This is a genomic window from Streptomyces sp. NPDC050988 (assembly GCF_044456225.1).
Lineage (GTDB): Bacteria > Actinomycetota > Actinomycetes > Streptomycetales > Streptomycetaceae > Streptomyces.
Window position 1 is genome coordinate 91,341 of record NZ_JBITFQ010000014.1, and the last position, 21,350, is coordinate 112,690.

At 67.3% G+C, this 21,350-nt stretch carries 13 protein-coding genes and 1 pseudogene; 5 read left to right on the plus strand and 9 right to left on the minus strand.

Annotated elements, in window-relative coordinates; translation table 11 throughout:
* The first annotated feature begins 55 nt into the window (after positions 1 to 55).
* Complete coding sequence (locus tag ACIBEI_RS27880) at positions 56 to 3,151, plus strand: AAA domain-containing protein (RefSeq protein ID WP_398892985.1); 3,096 nt, start codon at positions 56 to 58, stop codon at positions 3,149 to 3,151.
* Between the two features lie 55 nt (positions 3,152 to 3,206).
* On the opposite strand, the gene ACIBEI_RS27885 is transcribed toward ACIBEI_RS27880, so the two are convergent.
* The 6 genes from ACIBEI_RS27885 to ACIBEI_RS27910 form a co-directional block, all read right to left on the minus strand.
* Positions 3,207 to 3,578 carry a hypothetical protein gene (locus tag ACIBEI_RS27885; RefSeq protein WP_398892986.1) on the minus strand — a complete coding sequence of 124 codons (372 nt, stop codon included), beginning with the start codon at positions 3,576 to 3,578 and terminating at the stop codon, positions 3,207 to 3,209.
* 50 nt (positions 3,579 to 3,628) lie between these two features.
* Positions 3,629 to 4,027: a hypothetical protein gene (locus ACIBEI_RS27890; protein ID WP_398892987.1), complete on the minus strand. Its 399-nt coding sequence runs from the start codon at positions 4,025 to 4,027 to the stop codon at positions 3,629 to 3,631.
* A 10-nt stretch (positions 4,028 to 4,037) separates the two neighbouring features.
* Entirely contained in the window at positions 4,038 to 5,738 is a 1,701-nt protein-coding gene (locus ACIBEI_RS27895; RefSeq protein ID WP_398892988.1) for a hypothetical protein, read from the minus strand.
* Between the two features lie 175 nt (positions 5,739 to 5,913).
* Entirely contained in the window at positions 5,914 to 6,855 is a 942-nt protein-coding gene (locus ACIBEI_RS27900; RefSeq protein WP_398892989.1) for a hypothetical protein, read from the minus strand.
* Positions 6,856 to 6,901: 46 nt separating this feature from the next.
* Entirely contained in the window at positions 6,902 to 8,056 is a 1,155-nt protein-coding gene (locus ACIBEI_RS27905; RefSeq protein WP_398892990.1) for a DUF3696 domain-containing protein, read from the minus strand.
* Positions 8,053 to 9,405: a DUF262 domain-containing protein gene (locus ACIBEI_RS27910; protein ID WP_398892991.1), complete on the minus strand. Its 1,353-nt coding sequence runs from the start codon at positions 9,403 to 9,405 to the stop codon at positions 8,053 to 8,055. Before ACIBEI_RS27910 ends, ACIBEI_RS27905 begins: the two co-directional genes overlap by 4 nt.
* Positions 9,406 to 9,650: 245 nt before the next feature.
* Here ACIBEI_RS27910 and ACIBEI_RS27915 point away from each other — a divergent pair, with 245 nt between their 5' ends.
* Together ACIBEI_RS27915 and ACIBEI_RS27920 are read left to right on the plus strand one after the other, a co-directional pair.
* Positions 9,651 to 10,070, plus strand: coding sequence for a hypothetical protein (locus tag ACIBEI_RS27915; protein ID WP_398892992.1), 420 nt, complete (start codon positions 9,651 to 9,653; stop codon positions 10,068 to 10,070).
* Complete coding sequence (locus ACIBEI_RS27920; RefSeq protein WP_398892993.1) at positions 10,067 to 11,332, plus strand: hypothetical protein; 1,266 nt, start codon at positions 10,067 to 10,069, stop codon at positions 11,330 to 11,332. Before ACIBEI_RS27915 ends, ACIBEI_RS27920 begins: the two co-directional genes overlap by 4 nt.
* A 55-nt stretch (positions 11,333 to 11,387) precedes the next feature.
* On the opposite strand, the gene ACIBEI_RS27925 is transcribed toward ACIBEI_RS27920, so the two are convergent.
* Entirely contained in the window at positions 11,388 to 11,816 is a 429-nt protein-coding gene (locus ACIBEI_RS27925) for an ATP-binding protein (RefSeq protein WP_398892994.1), read from the minus strand.
* Between the two features lie 264 nt (positions 11,817 to 12,080).
* On the opposite strand from ACIBEI_RS27925, the gene ACIBEI_RS27930 reads away from it, so the two are divergent.
* Positions 12,081 to 12,914 (plus strand): helix-turn-helix domain-containing protein, encoded by an 834-nt coding sequence (locus tag ACIBEI_RS27930; RefSeq protein WP_398892995.1) that lies wholly within the window; start codon positions 12,081 to 12,083, stop codon positions 12,912 to 12,914.
* Positions 12,911 to 13,123 (plus strand): DUF397 domain-containing protein, encoded by a 213-nt coding sequence (locus ACIBEI_RS27935; protein WP_398892996.1) that lies wholly within the window; start codon positions 12,911 to 12,913, stop codon positions 13,121 to 13,123. The genes ACIBEI_RS27930 and ACIBEI_RS27935 overlap by 4 nt, the downstream gene beginning before the upstream one ends.
* Positions 13,124 to 13,288: 165 nt before the next feature.
* On the opposite strand, the pseudogene ACIBEI_RS27940 reads toward ACIBEI_RS27935, so the two are convergent.
* A pseudogene (locus ACIBEI_RS27940) lies at positions 13,289 to 18,389 on the minus strand (class I SAM-dependent DNA methyltransferase).
* Positions 18,390 to 18,410: 21 nt separating this feature from the next.
* Positions 18,411 to 21,173, minus strand: a complete 2,763-nt coding sequence (locus ACIBEI_RS27945) for a DEAD/DEAH box helicase (RefSeq protein ID WP_398893067.1) — start codon at positions 21,171 to 21,173, stop codon at positions 18,411 to 18,413.
* Between the last annotated feature and the right edge of the window lie 177 nt (positions 21,174 to 21,350).

Genomic DNA, 21,350 nt, shown 5'->3' on the forward strand with positions numbered 1-21,350 from the left:
TTGGTCGATGAATCCAACGCGTGACATGCGCGGGAGAGATCGGGGGAGCGTGCACATGGCGCAGGCCGCGAAGCCGTATCCGGTGACGGAACTACTGACTGCCGTCCGGGCGGAAATCCTGGCGGAGCGGCGCGGAGACGGGGGCGACGCGCCGAAGGTGTCGCTGTCCGGCGGTCGCCTTGTGTCGTCGTCGGCGGACCGCTTCGAGTACCTCTTCGTGTGCAGGAAATGGCAGAAGTCCCTGGATGGCATGCCCGTACTCGTCCGAGCCTCACGGTCGAGCGGCCCTTGGGCGACGGCGGAAGCATCGCCCATGCCAGACGGAAGCGTGCGGCTGATCACCACGGAGAACCTGGGGCAGACGGTTCGCAACGCCCAGATCCGGAAGGACGATTCGGCTGGACTGGTCATCGCCGCGGAGCGTCTCGAGTCGGTGGGAGAAGCCGACAGCGGGGTACGCGCGGAGAGTGCCGGCTGGATCGTGGGTCAGGGGAAACCCGTGAACGCACGCGACACCGACCCTGCGCGCTGGATAGCCAACTGGCAGACACTGAAGCTGAATTCACGCCAAAGAGTCGCTGTCGAGCAGGCGCTGGCAAGCCAGATCCTCTTCCTGTGGGGGCCGCCCGGAACGGGAAAGACAGACGTCGTCGGTCACATCGTCGAGGGGAACTTCCGCCAGGGTCTCAACATCCTCTTCCTCGCACCGACGAAGGTCGCGGTCGACCAGGCACTGGAGCGCATCTGTGACCTCCTCGCTACACAGGAGGGCTTCGCAGAGGGGCTGGTGCAGCGTGCCGGAGACATTGAGGTCCCGTCCCTGCGTGAGCGGTACGGCGAGTACGTCGACCCGGCGCAGATCGCCGCCCGGGTTTCCGCCCAGCTGGACGAGGCTCTGACAGTGGCGACGGAAGCTCTCAAGGACACGCGCGCCCGCATCGCCCTGCACGATGAAGTGCGGTCTTTGGAAGGCCGGCTCACAGCGGCCCGTACGACCCACTCCGAGGCCACGGCGACAAGCGCGACAGCCGAACAGGAAGCCCTGCGTGCGCAGGCTGAGGCAGCACAACTGCGCCTCAAGATCAACCAACTGGGACAGCCGGGCGGCCTCTTCGCCAAGCGGAAGGAAGCCCAGCTCGCCTCGCTGCACACGGAACTCGTACAGGCTGACGCGGCTGTCAGGGATGCCTCGCATCGCGGTGGCGACGCCAAACGGCGGGCGAGTGGGGCCGCGGCGGAGATCGGCGAGTTGAGCGGGCGCCTCGCTGCGGCCCGGCCCCTTCTCACGGGAGTCCCCGCCCGCGCGGTGCTCACCGGCCTGGCCGTGACCCTGCAGAAGCAGCTCGACGAACTCGATCAGCAGCGCAGGAAGATCCAGGACACAGTGCGCTCCAAGTGCCGGGTTATGGGTGCCACCGTCGCCAAGGCCGTCCAGTCTCGCAAGTTGATGGACCGCGTCGACGTCGTGGTGATCGACGAGGCGGGCATGGTCGACCTGCCGTCCGCCTGGCTCGCCGCGGGCCTCGCCGGAAAGCGGGTCGTCGTCGCAGGCGACTTCCGGCAACTACCGGCGGTCACCAAGGGCGAGAGTGACCGGAAGGCGACGGACGAGGAACGCGCGCACTCCGGGCAGTGGGCGGCCCGAGACGCCTTCCACGCGGCCGGTCTGGTGACCGCCTCCGGAGGGGTGCGTCAAGATCCCCGGCTCGTGGCCCTGGACACCCAGTACCGCATGCGCGAGCCGATCTGCGGACTGGTGAACGCCGTTGCCTACCCGGACGCTCCGCTGCACACGGGCCGTGACGACGGCAGCAGGATCCCCTTCAACCCGCTGGTCGAATCCCCCGTCATCCTGATCGACACCTCGAAGCAGCGCATCGCGGGCCCCGATTACAAGGCGAACACGGTGAACGAGGCTGTCGTGCACGAGCTTGTACGCGGTCTCCAGTACGAGGGCGTTCTTCCGGGCCGGAAATGGGGCGAGGGCGAGGCGATGGTGGGCGAGCGCGCCACCGACAGGCTCGCTGTCATCGCCCCCTACAAGGCCCAGGTCAAGGCTCTCCAGGGCAGCTTGAAGTACCGGTTCGGGGAGCAGTACGAGGGCCTCGTCGACACGATCCACCGGTTCCAGGGCAGCCAGCGCCCGATCGTCGTGTTCGACACCGCCGTCGGTGCGGGCAAGGACCCCGGCATCTTCTACAAGGGAACCGGTCTCTCCTCCCAGACCTGTCGACTCCTGAATGTCGCCCTCAGCCGCGCCCAGGACCACCTCATCGTCGTCGCCGACCTCGAACACCTGCGGAAGCACCTGGCACCGCACAGCGAGGCCCGCGTCATGCTCGACCACCTTGAGAGCCACGCAGAGGTGATGTCGGCCGACCAGCTCGTACCCACCCGGGAGGCGGCCCAGCTCTCCGCCCTCTCCGAAGAGGAACTGGCACGGCCCGCCTTCTTCCCGGCGGACGAGGTCTACAAAGCGGTGGAGTGGGACATCGAGCGGGCGACCACGAGCATCGAGGTCTACTGTCCGTTCCTCGACCCGAATCCGGTCCGTAAATGGTCGGCTCTGCTCGGGCAGCGCGCCAGTGAGGGCGTCAAGGTCGTCGTCTACACCCGCGCTGCCGACGAACAGCGTGACGATGCCGCGGCCGAGCGCCACCAGCAGCGCATCGACCACCTCCGGTCGGTCGGCTGCGAGGTGGACTTCCGGGAGCGCATGCACGAGAAGGTACTCATCCTCGACAGCACGGTTCTCTGGCACGGTTCGCTCAACCTGCTGGCGAACAGCGGCCCGACCGACCTGATGATGCGGTTCACGGACCCAACGTCCTGCGAGCGGGTCAGCCGGGTCATCGAACGGGCGCGGAAGGACAAAGCCGCGTGGAACCCGCGGGCGGCGGCGGGCGGTGGAACCGGCGCACGGGGTGGCGGCGCGGACGGCACCGGCCGCACTGCCGACGCAGCTGCGCCAGCGGTCGGCGGCATCAGTCCCGGATCCGTCGTCAACGGCCGCCTCTATCTCAAGGTGTCCTTCGCTGAGAAGGACGAGGCAAAGAAGCTGCTCGGCGCTCGGTGGGACAAGCCGAACAGCCTTTGGTACGTCGACGCCGCACGCGTCACGCGGGAACAGGCTCGCCGTTGGCTGCCCTGAGGTGTGGGACCGGTCGATCGGCTGTCCTCGGCCCACGCCCCGCGATCGATGCCGCCTACGCCTGGCGGCTCTGCTGACGCTGCCAGGCGCTCCGCGCGTTTGCGGCAGCCGTGCTGTGCACGCCGCCGGATCCGATGAACAGAACCTTGGGGTTGTCGTTGTGCGGGCCGTACCCCACGGATCCGCGTACGAGTAGGAATGAGCCCGGCTGCGGAACCCATCCCTCGAACCAGGTGTCCTGCCGCGCCCCGGTTTCCGTCCAGATCACGTACGCCTTGGAGCCGTTGCGCGCTCGCTGGTAGACCTCGGCGACTTGGACGATGTGGAAGTCCGGTCCGAGTTGCCTCGCGGACCCTTGAAGGCGTTCCCATTGCTGTGCGGCGGCAGCTTCTCGGCGGCTCTTCTTGCGCCGCAGGATCCCTAACATGGCCGCAGACTATTCTGTAATGGCCATGCCATTCGACAGTGGGGGCGCGATTACTGTCCGGTGGCTCCGGCAACGACGAGGACGGCGGCGGCAAGTTGGCCGAGAGGCTCCGCCAGAGACGCGGCGCGTCGGCCGAGGCGGGTCACGGAACGGCTGATTCGGGTCAAGCGGTCCCTCGACGCCGATGCGTCCGCTGACGACTGTGAGGTGAGGGCATCTGTCGTCTGGTCGAGAGTGTCTTCGATTTCGTCGCGCAATTCGTCGTCTGGTTCCGTGGACAGGGCGTCCCTTATTTGATCGATGAGCTCGACCGCCTTCTTTGTGGCGTCATCGAGTGGGCTTGCGTGGACCGATGTTGTCTGTACGGCGTAGTCGCCGGTTGCGAGATTGTTTCCGGTGAGGTTTCCCCCGTGAATGACGATGCCTGAATTCTCTTTGTTCTCGGGCATGGTGTGCTCCTCAACTCTGTGCCGCCGGTGCGGGGGTCGCTTCGGAGGCTGCCGCCTGTGCTTCTTGGTGTTGCTCGGCGTGAGAACCGGTGGCGAAGTTGTTGCGCATGAATGTTCCGCCGGAGATCATGATTCCGTTGTTGATGACCTGGTTGGCTGCGGCCGCGAACTCATCGGCACTGATCTTCTTCTCTCTGAGCAGATCCTTGATCGAGGAGACGATCCGTCGCTCGACCGTCTTGACGTAGCGCTCGGCGTCGAGGCGCTGGAAGTAGTGATCGTGTCGCCACGCGGCAGCCTCGTGCCGCAGGCTGTAAATGGGGTGATTCTCGCCTTCTCTGTCGTTGTCCTCTCTTATCGAGGCGATCGTGGAGCGGATCAGCTGCCAAATGTTTCGGGGCGTAGCCCGGGCGATATTGGCCGGTACATCCAGTAGCGCGTAACGGTTGACTCCCCGCTCGACACGGTCAACGGGCCTGCGGTATGCCATGTCGACCGGCAGCAGGACATGGACGATGACTTCGAGATAGAGGATGTCCCCATGCGTGCTCGGCCGAACGAAGGTCGACACAATGACGTCGTCGTCCCAGGAGCCGACTCGTATGCCCAGGAAATGCCTTACCTGTTCATCGGACGCGATCGCGACTTTTCGCGCCTCGGGTTCCTCGACGTACGCGTCGTGGCCGGAGGGCGAGTATACGAAATCAGTGACGACGATCTCGGACAGCCGGTCGCCGGTTTTGATGTCCGTCTGCCGAAAGCTGAGCATTCCCTTGCGTACGGCGTCGATCACCTGGTCGTTCTTCAGTAACGGTCCGGCGGCCGCATCGCCTTCCTTCTCCGGTCGCAAGTGTGTTGCGAAGGACCATGAGGAGTGCTCCAGCCCGGCCCCGAGGAAGACATCGGAGCCGTACCTGAGATGCGTCTTGAGCTGCTGGCGGCGCAACCGAAGCAGTGCCGGAGTGAAGGGCCCCTGCAGCCAGGCGAGTGCACCTGAGGCCTGCGGGGGCAGTGCAGGGCGCAAGTCCTCTGATTCGGCGACGAGTTCACCGGTTCGGCTGCGAACGGCGCGTACCACCAGGGTGACTACGGCGAACAGCGCAGGGAGGGCCAGAAGTGCGGGTCCCGATGCGGCATCCACCAGGGTCGTCACGAGGCGTGCCCCGGCGGAGTCGTGTGGTGAGCGCGCGGTGAACAGTGTCGCTTGTGGTGCCGCCATGGCGATGAGCATGAGGACGTAGGCGAGGGGGGCAAGTATCGCGTTGAGGGCGAGGGCCACCATGACCAGATAGTGAGCCGGCCGGGGAGATGCGGAAGCCTTGCCTGTGAGCCTTCTTTTCCTCAGGTAACTGGATCCCCACCGCGGGGCCCGGAGGGCGGCCGAAATATACGCGACGAGAAGAGTCGGACCGGTCTGCGTCAAGAGGAATACCAAGTAGAGAATGACGACGGCGACTTCGCGGTACGCCTCGATGCGACGGGACCGGAGGCAATGCCACACAACGGCTACGACATCAACACCGAACGATGGCGCCAGTACACGCTCGCGCCCGTCGACGAGGTGGTGGATCACCTCGTCGCGAAAGGACGGGTGGTTGTAGGCCGCCGCACAGAGATTGCGGGTCACCTGCGTTGTCTCAGCCATGCCTGCGGAAGCGGCGCCGACGAAAGAAGTCGGTATCTGCGGACCTGATATGTCGGCCGACTTCACTGGTGCCCCCCGAGTCAAGTTCGCGCCGAGGCTGACCTACCGGCCCCTGCGTAGGCCAGTTGTACTCGGACCGGACTCGATGTGCACGGTGGTTGTCGTATATGGGGCATTGCCTGGAAAGGTTGACCGGATCCCTTCCCTTGACACCGGGTTGTGCGGTGTTGGCACTGATCGTTCAGCGTGCCCTGCGCGGTACCCCGTCCTCCAGCCGCTTTCGGCCGATGTAACCGACGCGGATCCTGCCCTCCTCGCCGATCAGGCGGAAGTGGATGCGGCCTGGCTTGGGCGGGAACCGGACGTGGAGGCTGAACACCTGCCGGGTGCCGTCGAGGTCGGTGAAGGTGCAGAGGCCGAGGTTGATGCGGGTGTCGCTCTCGGGTACGACCTTGACGGCCCAGGCGGGCTCCGACTCGCCGGGGCGCCAGGCTTCCGCCGCCGCGTTGAGGTGCCGCAGTTCCTCGCGGACGGAGGGTAAGGACACTCCTTGCAGGTCCTTGAGGTTCTGTTCCACGCCGGGGACGAACTGGAGGTACGGGAAGAGGTCCTGGCGCTGGGCCCAGAGCTGCGCGCCCGTCGTCGCGGAGGCCTCCGCGGTGTCGCGGATCCACTCCTCGTGTTCCGCGACGTGTGCGCGGGACGAGGCGTGCATGACATCCGCGCTGTCCTTGAGGTAGTCGTCCTCGTCGACGAGTTCGTAGTCCACCGTCAGCCAAGGGGCGTCCCAGTACGGGGCCGAGGGGAGGCTGACCGCGAGGCCGTGCGCCTTCATGAGGTGGGCGGCGGCCAGGCCGAGCACAGGCTCCCCCTGGAAGCGGTATTCGCTCTCCTGGTCGTCCGGGGGCTTGGGCAGGATGCCGGAGAGCGGTGCCTTGCGTTGCAGTACCTCGCGCATGAACCGCCAGGCGTCGCGGTTCCCCGGCTCGTTGCGCCACTGCTGTAGGTAGTAGCCGGGAGCGATCTCGGCATCCTCCAGGCGGACTTCGCTCACCAGCGTCGCACCGCGGTGGATCCGCCAGACCTCCTGGCAGACCTTGATGAAGTCGAGCATGGCCTGCCGGGCCTCGTCCGGCGTCGACTCCGATACGCAGGACTTCTCGTTGAAGAACATCAGCACCACTGACGCGCCCCCTGGCGTGTGAGAAAGCTGGCGGTGGTCGAGGCGTTCAGCCGAGGAGCTGGTCGAGCGTGTGGTCCGTCTCGTCGAAGAAGCCCTCGGGCCATTCGGAGAGGGTGCCGTCCTCACCGACGACCGGAGTGACGATCTCCACGCCGGCCCCATTGCCTCGGAAGTAGTGGATGGCGGTGTCGGCCGACTTCAACCGGCCCTGTTTGACGGCGAGTCGGGTGCCGTCGAGGACGTGGTCGCTGTGTGTCTCGACGATCAGCTGGGCTCCGGTCGCCGCGGCGGCGGCGACAAGCGCGGCCATACGTGCCTGGCCGCGCGGGTGGAGATGGGCCTCCGGGTTCTCCAGAAGGATCAGGCTTCCGGGCGCTGCTGTCAGACAGGCCACGACGATGGGCAGGGCGTAGGTGAGGCCGAAGCCGACGTTCGTGGGGCGGCGACGCCGGGAGGAGTCGACGCCTGCCGTGCCCCCGAATCCGTAGCTCAGCCGGACGGAGTCGGTGCCGGGGATCTCCGCGGCCTCAAGATTGACCCCCGGGCACAGCTCCTGCATCCAGGCAATCACCTGGTCCAAGAGAGTGTGCGCGCGGGCCTTGGGGTGGCGAAGCGGCCCGTCCGGGAGCACGACCTGACCGTGGTGCCGCAGGAAGTTGACGGTGTGCTCACCACGCGAACCGAGAAAGCGGCGACCGATTGCCTGATGGTGCGACCGGGGATAGCTCGTGGCCGGGACGATGCGGTCGGCCTTGAGGTATTGAAAGCCCCGCGCGAACAACGGGTCTGCGATCCAGAGGTCTGGCGGACCGCCGGACGCCGGGACGCGAGCGAGCGGCAGCACGTCCTGTTCCGCGGCGTATCGAGCCGACCACGCGTAAGCGGATCCGCTGTCCGTGCGGAACGCCACGGTGATGAGAGGGACCTGTTCCCCTTCGGTACGTACGAAGTCTTCGTGGAGCAGATCCTGCCCGGTGCCCAGTTCCACGAGATCGCCGTCGAGGAGGAACCCACCGTGCCGGTCGGCGCCGTCGGTGGACAGCAGCGTGCCCGAGTCGTACGACTGGCGCAGCAGGGCGAGGGACTGCAGGACCGTGCTCTTGCCGGACGAGTTGAGACCGGTGAGCAACGTGACCGGGGCGAGCCGGATGTCGGCCGACCGAAAGGCCTTGAAGTTGGTCAGGGACAACTGGTCGATCACTGTGCGCTGCTCCTGTCGCTGTCCTGACCATCCGTGAAGCGGGCGCTGTAGGTGTCGTCCGTGATGGTGCGGAAGAGATGACGGACCCTGCCGAACCTGGTGACGACCTTCGCCCGGTCGCCCGTGCCCACGGATACCGCGCGCTCGAAGTCCCGGTCGGTCATGAGGCGTTGGAATTCCTCGATCACCCTCTCGCGGGACGCTACCAGCGTGGCCCGCTCGGCATCCGAGAGTTCGGCGAGGTTCACCGCGACGGTCTCGAAGATGGCCTTGTTGACCGGCGAGCGTCGCACCTGACCCGGATACAACTTGCGGAAGGCATGTCCGTCGAAGATCGCCTCGGCGGTGATCATCGCCAGTTTGAAGTCCAGTGCGTGGGCGGTCCGCTCCTCGTCCGACAGCCGGTTGATCTGCCGCATGGTCAGTGCGAGGAACTGGTCGAAGTCCTGGGCCTTGAAGGAGGCCGGCGGCGTGAGCCGGAAGGCCAGCGTGCGCAGGACCATCTCCCGGTCGGCCATACGCTCGCTGTAGACACCGTTGCTGGTCGCCGACCGGAACTCCGGTGACTCGGCGAGCGAGGACAGCAACTGCCTGGCAGGGCCGGGAACGAGTGCGTGCCGGATCTCCTGGCGGGTGAGCGGCAGACCACCGGTGTTGATACGGGCGAAGATGTTGAACTTGACCTCTTCCGGTGTGCCGGGACGGATGACGTGCACGACGACCTGGGTCTCGTTGAGCCGGATCTGCAGCCGTCCCGACAGGTCGTCGTAGCCCAGGCCCTCGAAGTCGTCCCGCAGGTACTCCAGGCCGCGGAGCCTCAGCGGCCCCGCCTTGATCCCCGCCACCTCGGCCAGCGCCTCGGGGGCGATGAACCGCGCGATCGCCGTCAGCCGCTGGATGCCGTCGACGATGGCCCACGAGCTGTCCTGGGCCCAGGAGCTGTCGTCGAGCTCGGCCGCGTAGAAGGAGGGGATGGGGATACGCAGCAGCAGCGACTCGATCAGTCGGCTCTGCTGCTCGTCCGACCAGATCCCGGCGCGCCGCTGGAAGTCCGGGGCGAGATCGATCATGCCGTTGCTCAGCCGGGACATGAGCAGGTTGATGGTCGGGTTGCTGGTCTGGATCTCGATCTTCGACGGGTCGTACGGCGCTGTGATCCGGTCGGAACCGTCCTCCGACTCGGAGTCGGTCAGCTCCAGTTCCACGTCGGTGCCCCGGCCGTCGGCGCCGATCTCCACCCGGAAGGCTCCGCTGTCCTCCGCCGAGGCGTTGTCCTGATAGCGGCCGAAGAGTGACTGCTGCTCCCGCGACACCGCGGCGCGGCTGCCGATGCTGTCCTCCAGCGACATATGTCCTCGTGTCCCGTTCGGTAGACGGAATGGCTCCGTGTGGTCTGTGCGACTTGGGCTGGGGCCCCAATTCTGCCGTACGCCACGGGCCGCGACCGGCCCTGTCGTACGGCATGCCGGGGGCGCGGGCGCGCCGGATCAACCCCGCGCGTGCGCCGGGCGGTTGCGTTACGGTGAGTCAGTTCTGTGTCGTCGTGTCCGGGACGAGGCACGTGTCCCGGCCCGTTGGAATCTCGGGGGAACCGATGGATCCGCTTCTGCTCACACTGGCCGGGGAGGCCGGGACGGCGATGGTGGCCCTTCTTGTGGGCGAGGGCTGGCAGCAGGCCAGGGACGGGATGGTGACCGTATGGCGGAGATTCCGGCCCCAGAGTGCGGATGATGTCGAGCAGGAGCTCGAGACGTCCCGCCGGGCGCTGCTGACGGCCGCGGAGAACGGGGACACGGAAGCCGCGGAAGGCGTCGCCCGGGGCTGGCAACAGCAGGTGGCCGGGCTGCTCGAAGAGCATCCGGGCGCCGCTGGGGAACTGCGCGAGCTGTTGGCCCGGCTGGGCTCCGAGGCGCCACGGCAGGCGATCGAGGGTGGTGTACGGCTGGAGGCGCGTGCCTCGGGAAGCTCCCGGATCTACCAGTCGGTCGGTGACCAGCACATCACCGAACGATGAGCGACGTGGAAGGACCGGGCCGGGATGCCCGGCGGCAGGCGGAGACCTGGGCAAGCGCGACGGACAACGCGCAGGTGTACCAGTCCGGCGGCGACCAGTACATCGCCAATCTGAACTTTCAGGGTGGCGGTGGCGCCTCGGAAGAGGTGATGGCGCAAGCGGGAGCGCACAGGTCGGCACTTGAGCGCACCCAGGAACGTGTCGGCCTCCTGATCCGGACCCTGAGCCTCACCCAGGCGGAGTGGCAGGCCCGTTGCGCCGAACTCGCGGGGGAGGCGCGGCGGGCGAGAGCCGAAGGACGAGCCCAGGCGCTCGCCGAGGCACAGGAGCAGCTGAGGGCGGCCGAAGACCGCGTCATCAGGGCGCAGCGGATGATGCGTGAGGCCGAACTGGCGCGGGAGAGGACCGAGGCGCTGCTAACGGAGGCGCAGCGGGAACTGGCGTTGCGCCGGCGAGCCGAGGAACGGCGGGAGGAGGAACGGGCCCTGCGGGAGGAGGAGCAGGCCCAGGGGGCCGTAGCTCTCCGCACCGATCAGGAGGCGGCGCGCGCACTCCGTCTGGACGAGGAAGGCGAACAGTTCACAGAACTCCTGGAGCGGGCCGAGGCGGAACTCGGGGCTGTGCACGACGATCTGCGCTCGCTGGGTGAGGAGTTGACCGGGCAGAGCGGTGGTGACCCGGAGCCGGACGCGCGCGTCATCGAGGGACTGGTGGTACGGCAGGCCGGACCTGGTGAGGGGGCCGCCGCCGATGGTGCATTTGCCCTCCAGGACACCCCTCCAGGACCGCAACCGCTGGTTGATCTGGCCCCACCCAGCGACGTGTCCTTGCCGACTTCCACGTCGACCTCCGCGCCACGAAAGCCTGACCCGAGGGCGCCCGTGCCCGGCCCGCCCAGGCGTTGGCGGATCCGTGTGGCGTGTGTGATCGCCGTGATCCCTTCCGGCGTACCGATGCTCGTCGTCACGACGAACAGAGCCGAGTACGCCACTGAACCGGCCGTCTGGGGGGCCATCGCGTTCACCACCGTGACGGTCCTTGTGGGCATGCTGCTCTATCTGCTCGTGCTCGTGTTGGCGACGTTCGTGGTCGTCGGGATGCTGGGCCGGGATTCCGAGTTCAAACCCACCGGGACCGTAGGAATCGTGTGCCTGGGAGGGGCTCTCGTCCTCTTGGTGGCATCGTTCTGGACGCCCCTCTCTTGGCCGGGCCCGGCCGGGCAGTGGGGGCGGGCGCTCGCATCCGCCGTGGGCTGGGGGTAGCCGAACCCGGCGGCACGGTCGTTTCCACCACCGGGCGTCCGGCCGCTGAACCGACTCAGACCGTACTCGTCGGGGTACGCCTCCGAGGCGTGGGCCCGCTCGCCGGGCGGAACTCGGCCCATACGGTCTTGCCGGGGGCGGTCGCGCCTGCGGTGACGCCCCAGTCGTCAGCGAGCGCGTTGACGAGGAGGAGGCCGCGGCCCGACTCGCCGTACGGGTCGGGTGTTTCCGGGGCGGGGAGCTTCTCGGAGCGGGTGTCGGTGACCTCGATCCGGAAGGCGCCGCCGCCGTTCTCGGTGAGGCGGAGTTGGAAGTCGCGGCCCGGGACGTGACCGTGGCGGACGGCGTTCGCGGTGAGCTCCGCGGTGATCAGGGTGACCGTCTCGTTGGCCGATGAGGTGTAGGGGTACCCCCATTCGTTCAGCCGGTGGGAGGTGAGGCGTCGGGCCAGTCGTGCGCCGCGTGGGGTTGAGGTGAACCGCATCGCGAACTCACGTGCGAGCGCCGTGCGTTGTGGCATATGCCCGTGTGGGGGAGTTGCTGACTTCATGCGGTCAACAGTTACGGAGTGTGCGTAGCGTTGAACAGGCACGACGCGCTGACTGCCGCCCGTTGTACGCGGCCGGTGCGCGGTTGTACGCGGGGTGCGGCGTGACCGGCCTCCCGCACGGCGCGTTGGTCGCGGGAGCGGTGGCAGTGCGGGGTGTTCGGCGGTGGTGGTCGTGCGGTGCGTACGGGAGGTACTGGCGTGGAGGAGCCGCAACAGGCGGAGGGCGAGTACGAGTTCGGGACGGGGATTCTGCATGTGTTCGGGCGGCAGTTGAAACTGTGCCGGGAGCGGGCGGGGCTCGACCGGGCCGAGTTGGGGGCGCGGACGGGGTACTCGGCGTCGACCATCGCGTCGTTTGAGCAGGGGAGGCGGATTCCGCCGCCGAAGTTCATCGACCTTGCCGATGAAGTGCTCGATGCCGGTGGGGTGTTGAGGGTGGGGAAGGAGGAGGTGGGGAGGGCTCAGTATCCGGCGTTCTTTCGGGATGCGGCCCAGCACGAGACGCAGGCGGTCGAATTGCATGTGTACGCGACTCAGGCGGCACCGGGGCTGCTGCAGACCGAGGAGTACGCGGGGGCTGTATTCGCCATGTGGCGCCCGCTGTTGGAAGTAGCGGTCGTCGAACAGCGAGTAGCGGCCCGCCTGGCGAGGCAGGAGATTTTCGACCGACGTCCGGCACCGAACCTGAGCTTCGTGATCGAGGAGGCCGTACTGCGCCGCCCGCTTGGTGGGGCAGCTGTCTGGCGCGGCCAGCTGGAGCAGTTCCTACTCGCCGGGGAGAAGCGAAACGTCGAGATTCAGGTGATGCCCCTCTCCCGCCCGGAACACGCTGGATTGGCTGGCCCGTTCACCTTGATGGAGACCAAGGATGGGCGGAGGATCGCCTACACGGAAGTCCAAGGTGACAGTCACGTCCACACAGAGCGGGGGAAGGTCCGGGAGATCGAGGCTGCGTACGGGAGCCTCCGCGCGCAGGCGCTCACCCCGGCCGAATCGCTCTCGTTGATCGAGAAGTTGTTGGGAGAGAGATGAGTGGGGCAGTGGCTAGGCCGGGCCATGACGAGCTGGTCTGGTTCAAGAGCAGTTACAGCGCTGGCAATGGCGGCGAATGTGTTGAGGTCGCATCCTGGCTGGGCCTCACGCATGTTCGCGACTCGAAGGACGAGGCGGGCCCCATAGTGAGCCTCACGCCGGATGCCTGGACCGAGTTCGTCGGCTTTGCTGCCCAGCACACTGCGTAAGGAGAAGCGCGACCGCTGGTGTGCCCCGTCACCGTCCACGTTCGGTTGCGGGGCACTGGCGTGTGGTCCTGGTCTTCCAGGGCAACGAGTGGCAGACGTGGGCCTGCCCGAGCCCGCCATGTGTGGGGTGGCGGGCTGTGCTCGGGTCCCGCGCACGGATCGGGGTCAGGCATCTGCTGGCTCCGGGACTGAGACGGCGGCGGGTGCAGGCGGGGACCAGCGGCCGGCGGTGATCTCGGCGTCCAGGCGGGCCTTGAAGTGGGCGTGGGCGGCGCGCATTTCGGCTTCGCGGTCGGCCTTGTAGAAGGGGGCCTGGAAGCCTGCCGGGGGAGGGGTGTGCTCCGGGTCTTCCAGGTGGTCCAGGAGGTCGAGGTAGTCCTGCTTGGTCTGGCCGTGGCCGTAGGTGAAGGGGCTAGCGGCGAGCTTTCGGCCGTTGGCGTCGAACCAGGTTGCCGACTCGTAGTCGTACAACTGCGGATAGCGTGACTTGAAGATCGCGGACAGTTGGTCGGCGGTGATGCCGATCCAAACGGCGACGAGGGAGTCGAGTTCAACGACGGCGGCACGGCGCTCGTGTTCGGTACGGAGGGGGGTGCTGTACTCCCAGGAGGGCTTGAGTTCTGCGGCAAGGGGTCTCAGAAAGGGCCAGTGAGGGTTGGCCCAGTCCTCGTAGCCTGCCCATTGGGGGTTGAACAGCTCTGCCCAGAGCGGAGAGTAGTGGGTGGTGAGCGCGTTCAGGCGCAGGGTGCGAAGGAGAAGGGCGGCGGCGAAGGGATGCTCCGGATCAGGGGCTGGCATCTTGCGAGCCTCTGCGACACGAAGGTCCGAGCGGCCGGTGATACGTAGCAAATAATCCAGCGGAAGTGACGCCCAGAAGCCAGCGTTGAGCACCGTTAGGCGCTCGTCCGGTAGCGAGGCCGAGTGCACGGCGTCGATGTGGGCGGGGCCGGGAGGAATGAGAGCGGCATGTAGGCATCGGCTGCTATCGAAGGGGATCCTTCGACGCCAAAGTAGCCGGAAATAGGAGGTTGAGGGTTTTCCGTGCCAGGAGTCCTGGGCTGCTAGGTACGTTGCCTCATCGGTAGCGCGCACATAGTTAGTTACGGGGACACAGGTCTTAGGCAGATTCGTCGGCGTATGCAAGTCCCAGTCCCTGTTGCTCCGGCACGGGATTTTCGGCTCCTTGGAGAAAGGGAGAGCCGAGGCGAAGTGTGGTCCTTGGAGGACTACGTCCATGAACTCCGGCACGGAGTGATTGCCCCAGCGGATCAGCCCGTCCTTCTTGGCACTGGCTTCATGGTATCCACCTGAGGTCATTGGGTGGTAGTCGGCCAGGCTATGACTATATGTGGCTAGAGCTTCGATCGCCCCTTGCTCGCCAATCAGGACTGGATACAGTAGAGGGGTCTGAGTCGCGGCTCCCGCTGAGCCTGTCAGGGACTGCCAACTGGCCAGCAAGGCCATGTTGACGTGCACTACCCGCTCGCGGTGCGGCCGAATGTCCCATGAGCCGTTGTGCTTGATTGCGGGCGCAGGGCCCCTTCCGTCATGGGCTAGTGAAGCAGGCAGGACCTCGGCGTCTCGCAGCTCGCTAACGTGGAGGAAATCGGGCTCTTGAGGCGTGCCGTAGATGTGCATCCCGAATTCCTGCGACCAGTTCAAATCATCGAATGCCCATCTGGACGAATTGACGAAATGTGCGTGGATGCGGAGGTGTCGGTACGCAGACGCTCGGATGGCACCCTCCCTCACCCCCCCCGAAGTGCGTGTCGGGGTGAATCATGCCCGCCCTGCCGTGTGGAGCGATGTGCCGCCACACTTGAGCCATGAAGGCCCGGTAGAGGTCGCTTTGGGTGCCGAGGAGGAGCGGGTATGTGACGGGGCTGCTCAGTATGGCGACCGCTCCCGCATGGGCGGCCTGTTCGTCGAGCAGGAATGCTTGGCCGTCCGACCGTGAGCCCAGCAAGTCCTCCTTGCGGAGACGCCATTCAGCCGTGCTCGGCTTCTCGGTCAGCGCGAACCATGGCTCCAACTCCGCCAGCACCTGGTCCTCCTGCCACTGCGGCCGAACCCAAGGCGGATTCCCCACCTGCAAATCAAACCCACCCCGCGCAGAGAAGGCCTGCGCGAACTCCAACTCCCAATGAAAGAACCCCTGCTGCCCGGCAACCTCGGTCGCCAAGGCCGTCCAAGGGAACCGGCTCTCCAGCCAGTAGTACCGGTCCATGCCCATCCAGTCGGGCAACTCGTCCTCGTAGCTCTCCAGTTCGTCGAGCGTGTCGAACGAGCCGACGAGGAACTTCTCCGAAACATCATGCGTGCCCAACAGCGCCTCGGCGAAGTCGAGCCAGTCGTCCAGGTCGGCCAGTGGGATCACGGTCCGGCGCTGCCCGGCGAAGGCCTTCTCCTCCTTGCGGGAACCCTTGCGGCGCTTGTCGATGTCGGCGCGCGTGACCTCGCGGACCGTGACGTTGCCGAGGAGGTCCATCTCCTCATACGTACGGACCACTTCGGCGGCGTCCGGCACATCCCCGGTTCCTACCGCCCCGTCACCCAACGCCGTCCCACGCGCAGCCACATCCGCCGCCCGCGCGTACATTTCATGGGACCCGTCGAGGAGCCCCGCTTCCTGGACCGGCCAGAACCACAGCGCACACCACGCGTCCATCACCTTCTTCAGACGCCAGTACGGCGTGTCCACCGCCTCCAGGTCTGCGAGGACCTTCTCGCGAGGCACCGCCTCCCGAGGCGAGCGCAGCCAGCCGTCGTCCGCACCCCACACATCGATCCGCCGCGAGATGTCCCGCTCCGAGATCTCCAGGCGTCGGGCGACCAGCCCCCACAGGTACTCGGCCCGCCGGGCCAGCCCCTGCAACCGTTCTGTCTGCCTTTTCGACGGAGACTTGGTGATCGCCTTCCGCCAGGTGCCGAGGGCCTTCGCCTCCTCCGGTGCCAGCGCCTTGGCCTCCTTCTCGGCGGCGACCGCGCCCCACTCCTTCGCGGGGAGAAGGAAGTGGTGCACCGCACCAGAAGGCAGGCCACCGCCCTCCGCTCCCGCCTCCGTCAGCGGGAAGCGCTCAGGCGTGGCTCCCAGCCAGCCGCCCTTCTTCAGCCTCTCCGCCGCGTAGATCTCCCGGCGTCCGCCGATCAGTGAGTTGCCCCGCCTCAGATGCAGGCCGAACCAGGGCGCCTCCATCCCGGGGTGCATCGTGTTCAGCCACAACGAGACCTCCGCCAGTTCCACAGCCGTCGAATTGAGGTCCACGCCATAGGAGTTGTGCAGGGCGATGTACGCCTTGGCCTTCTGGAACTCGACCGCGTACTTCTCCGTGTCGATCGAGACGCGCAGTTCGTCCTGCCGCCGACGCAGGTACTCCGCCGCGACCTGGTTGATGGCCTCGTTGAGGAACGCGCCCGATCCCAGGGCCGGTTCGCAGATCTTCCAGTCGAGCAGTTCCCGCGCCGCGGTCTCCGACCCGTCCTGGTCCAGCCGGTGCTGCAACGCCAGCTGCACCGTCACCTTCGTCAGCGACTCGGGCGTGTAGAACGACGCCGACGTCTGCCGGTCCCGCCCCGACAGGCGGTACACGAACGACCCCGGCCGATACCGGACCCGTACCTCCTCGCCGGTCTCCTCGTCCTTCCTCCGCACGAAGACGGAGTCCGCGTACTCGTCCGCCTTCGACGCGGGCACCAGCCACGAGCCGTCCTTGGCGTCCCCGCCCTTCGCGACCTCGTACAGCTCCTCGCTCGCCACGAAGCCCGAGTACGACATCAAGCCCTCGTACACCGCGCCGAGTTGGTTGATGCCGAGCTGGGCGTACGAGATGAAGCCGCCGCGCTCGCCCTTCTTGCCGCGGGTGAGCATCAGCAGACGCAGGACGCGGTACAGGGTGGCGTTGCGCAGGCGTGTGTCCACGTAACGCGGCTCGCCCGTCTCGTCCTCGTCGAAGCGCGGGTCCTCGACAGAGCGGGCGCCGATCAGGCGGATCGACTCCTGCTCGAAGAGCTTGGAGTGGAGGGGCTCGAAGCGGAGCCCGATGTCCTCGGACACGGAACCGGATGCGGGCGTGGCCGCCTCGCCATGCGTCTTGCGTGAGCGATAGCCCTCCTGGACCTTCCGGAACAGCAGGTCCAGCGACTCGTACAGGTAGAAGCCCTCGCGCGCCTTCTCGCCGACCAGGTCCCGTTCCGCCACCAGCTCGCCCAGGCGGCCGAGTCCGTACCCCTGGTGGTACTCCGGATAGTCCGACGGCAGGATGCCCAGCTCCGGCCGCGCCTCCGCGTACAACAGGAACAGGATCCGGTACAAGAAGCGCAGCGACTCCCTGGTCAACTGCTTGGACAGTTCGGGGAGTTCCTTCACATCCTCCGGGCGTACCCCGGCCGCCCGCATCCGCTCCAGGACCTCGTTCGCGATCAGCTCCACCGACAGGCGCAGGCCGTCGCGCAGGTCGGAGGACACGCCCACCGCGTGCTTCGTGGACTTGCCGACGAGGCCGGCCAGAGGGTTCTCGCCGCCCTCCTCCGGCGTCCGGAGCGAGTCCGCGCCGAAGAGGGCCGCCAGGGTGTCGAGTTCGCCGCCCGCGCGTGCGTCGTTGCGCTCCAGTGCCGCGTCCAGCGAGGCCGCGAGGTAACGGCCCTCTCCCCAGACCGCCCGGTCGGCCAGCACGATCACGCCGCCGACCAGCAGAAGCACGTACCGCGGCGCGTCCTCGCAGGCGAAGAGGAACGAGGCCAGCTTCGAACCCGTCGTCAGCTCGGTGGAACCGTCCAGCGCGATCCGGTGCAGCAGCCGCCCCGCTCCGCCCGCGTCCAGCGCCGCGTCCGGCTCCGCGGCCCACCCGCAGTCCAGAGCGACCAACCCGGTCTCGGCGTGGGCGACCTGGACCTCGTACGTGTGGTCGGCGCGCTCCACGGTCAGGGTCTGGGGTTTGGCGTCGTAGCCGAGCGCGCGCAGCAACGACGTGTTCAGTTCCGCTGCCCGCTCACGCCATGCCGGTGAGTCGTACGTCGTCGCGTCGTCCGGTTCGGCCGCCGCCTCCGCGAAGAAGGCCCGCGCCCTGAAGTACGGGCGCCGCAGCTCCCGCAGGCCCACGCGCGGAGTCACCGGCAGCGCGTCCGGGTCGGCCTCCGTGTCGCGGGCTTCCTCCTCGCGGTCCTTCCACGTCGCGAGGAGACCTGCCTTGAGATCCTTGGGGAAGACCTCGGCCAGGTAGTGCGCCGAGAAGTAGTCGCCGCGGTTGACGAGTGAGTCGTAGGTCATGGCTGGAGAACCTCGTGTGGATCAGGCGGCGGAGTCGAGGACGGCGAGGACCCGGAGCATCGGGCGGCCGGTGGTGAGGAGCGAGTCGGCCAGGCCCGTGAGCTTGGACTTGGTATCCCCGCCCGCCAGCGTCGGCTGTTCCCAGTCGCCCAGGCGTTCCTTGTACTTCTCGATCGGGTCGAGCAGCGCCTTGTCCCAGTCGTCGCTGTGGCGGCGCAGGAAGTCCTCGGCCGCTTCCAGGGCGCCGGGGATGCCCGCGCTCAGCGCGTCGAGGTCGTGGGAGCGGAGCGGGTTCGCCATCGTCGGGCCGACGCCCGCGCGGCGAAGGACCGTCACCATGTCCTCGGGCTCGGCCCCGGTCCGTACGGCCATCCACTTGACCACGGTCGGCCGGCCGAGCGCGTTGGAGAAGATCCCCTGGATCAGATAGGTCGGGGCGTCCACGTCCGCCGTGATGACGGGCGCCTCCTGGCGGCCGAGGCGCACCAGGACCTTGTCCGTCAGCCACTCGACGACCGGGTGGAGATCGGTCAGCAGCGAGATCTCCGGCCAGCTGGACGTCGACGACTCCCGGGCCCGTACCAGTGACAGATCGGCGAGCTTGCGGTTCAGGGTCACCAACAGGCGTTCGTGGAGGCGCTGTTCGCGGCGGTAGTCCGGGGGCAGCGCCTTCATGCGGTGCGTCAGGTCCGACGGCGGCCTGAAGGAGATCAGGCCCGACTCCGCGTCCAGGTCCAGGTCCAGTTGCCGTTGCGCGTCCGGGAAGACCTCGCGTACCGCTTCGTCGATGAACTCACGGGTTCCCGTGAACAGGCGCGGTGCGTCCGCGGGGGCGGGTGGCGCCTCGTCGTCCACCTCCTCCGGGTCGTCGCCCACGGCGCCGAAGAAGTCCGCGAGGAAGTCGGTGCCGGAGTCCTCTGCCGCGGCCGCCTTCGCCGTCGCGTCCAGGGACTGGTCGACCGTACGGCCGCGCAGCAGGTCCTGGATGAGGGACTTCTCCTCCGCGTCCGCGCGGTACAGGCCGGAGACCGCCTCCGCCGTGCCGAGGCTGCGGTGCGCTTCGTCCTCACGCTCCAGGAGACGTTCGGCGACCGTGCGGTCGTCCTTCGCGCCGTCGACCTCGCTCGTCAGGATCATCGCGCGGAACTGCGGCTGGTGGGACTGGCCGTAGCGGTCGATACGGCCGTTGCGCTGCTCGATGCGGATCAGGGACCACGGCACGTCGTAGTGGATGAGCTGGTGGCACTGGCGGTGGAGGTTGACGCCCTCGGACGCCACGTCACCCGTGAACAGCATGCGGACCGGGGTGTCCGCCAGACCGAAGTCCTCGACGCACTGCATCTGTTGCTCGTCGGACAGGCCGCCGTGCATGACGCGTGCGGCCTCCTGCAATGCCTTTCCCTTGAAGCCGAGGGTCGCCGGGACGGCCTTGCGCAGCCACTCCAGCGTCTGGACACGCTCGGAGAAGACCACGACCCGGGTGTCGCTCCTCGGACCGACCCCGATCGCCCGGAGCTGCTTCACGAGAGCCGCGAACTTCGCCGAGTCCGCCTCCGACATGTCGGCGGTGAGGTCCTTCAGGCGGTGCAGCGCGGCCAGTTCGGGGCCCGGAACAGCGTATTCCTTCGTGGTGAGTGTCTTGATTCGGGCGTTGACCGTCGCTGCCAGCGCCACGTGCGAGGAGAGGAAGGACTTCAGCACCGTGTAGGGGAAGAGGCGGCTCTCGCTCACCGAGGACTGGTTCGGGTCCTGCGGCAGCCACACCTGCGCCAGCTCCTCGAAGACCTTCTCCTCGGCCGGCGTCGCCGCGCAGTGCACGGACTCGCTCGGGCCGCGGTCCGCCCACTGGCCCTTCATCTGTTCGCGGACCTCGGGACTGACCTTCGTACGGCGGATGAAGAGATGCTTGATGTCGTCCGCGTCGTAGCGCTCCGGGTCGCGGATCGCTGCGGGGTCGAGGAGCGAGATCAGCTCGGCGAAGGAACGGGCGTCGCCGTTGTGCGGTGTCGCCGAGGCCAGGATGAGAGCGTCGGTCTGCGGGGCGAGGAGGCGGGCGAGCTGGTTGCGGAGCGAGCCGCGGTTGATGAGGTTGTGCGACTCGTCGATGACGACCGCGTCCCAGCGGATGTGCTCCAGGTGATGCTTGTACTGGTCCGTGTTCTTGAGCGTGTCGATGGAGACGATGACACGCTTGAAGTACGTGAACGGGTTGCGGCCGGCCGGGATCTCACGCTGGATGCGCTCGATGCCCACCGAGTCGAGGCGGATGAGCGGGATCGCGAAGCGGGTCCACAGTTCGTGCTGGAACTGCTCCAGGACATGCTGCGGGGTGACGACAAGAATGCGCTCACCGCGGCCACGGCGGATCAACTCGGCCAGCGTCAGGCCGATTTCGAGTGTCTTGCCGAGACCGACGACGTCCGCGATGAGCATGCGTGGGCGCAGGTTCCTGCCGGACAGCGCGAGCTGCGCCGGGCGGTGCTGATAGGGCAGCGGGTCGAGCAGGAAGCTGTCCGCCAGGGCCAGGCCGCGCTCGGACTGGGGGAGCGGTGTCTTGCGCAGGACTGCTTCGAGGAAGAGGCGGCTGCGGCGGAAGGTGGGGGAGTCGTCGGCGATCAGCTTGGTGCGGCGCGGGTCCATCAACTGCACGTCGTCGAGCGCGGTGAAGAAGACGGCTTCCTGGTCCCGTACGAACTCCGAGACGCCCACCACGTCGAGGCGGTCGCCGTCGTGGTCCGTGCCCGTCACGTTCCGTACGAGCCATTCCTCGTCCCGGACCTCGATCTGTGAACCGGGCGGGTACTTGGCGGTTTCCGGAGCTTCCGGAGCCTCTCCCGGCGCGCTGCCCTGCTGGGCGTCCCGAGCGACGTCGGCCTGGTCGACGGTCACGTGCGCTGCCTCCTGTGCTGATGTGTCGTGCGTGGTGCGGGCTCTCCGTGCCCGGCGGAGCCTCGGGGTGGT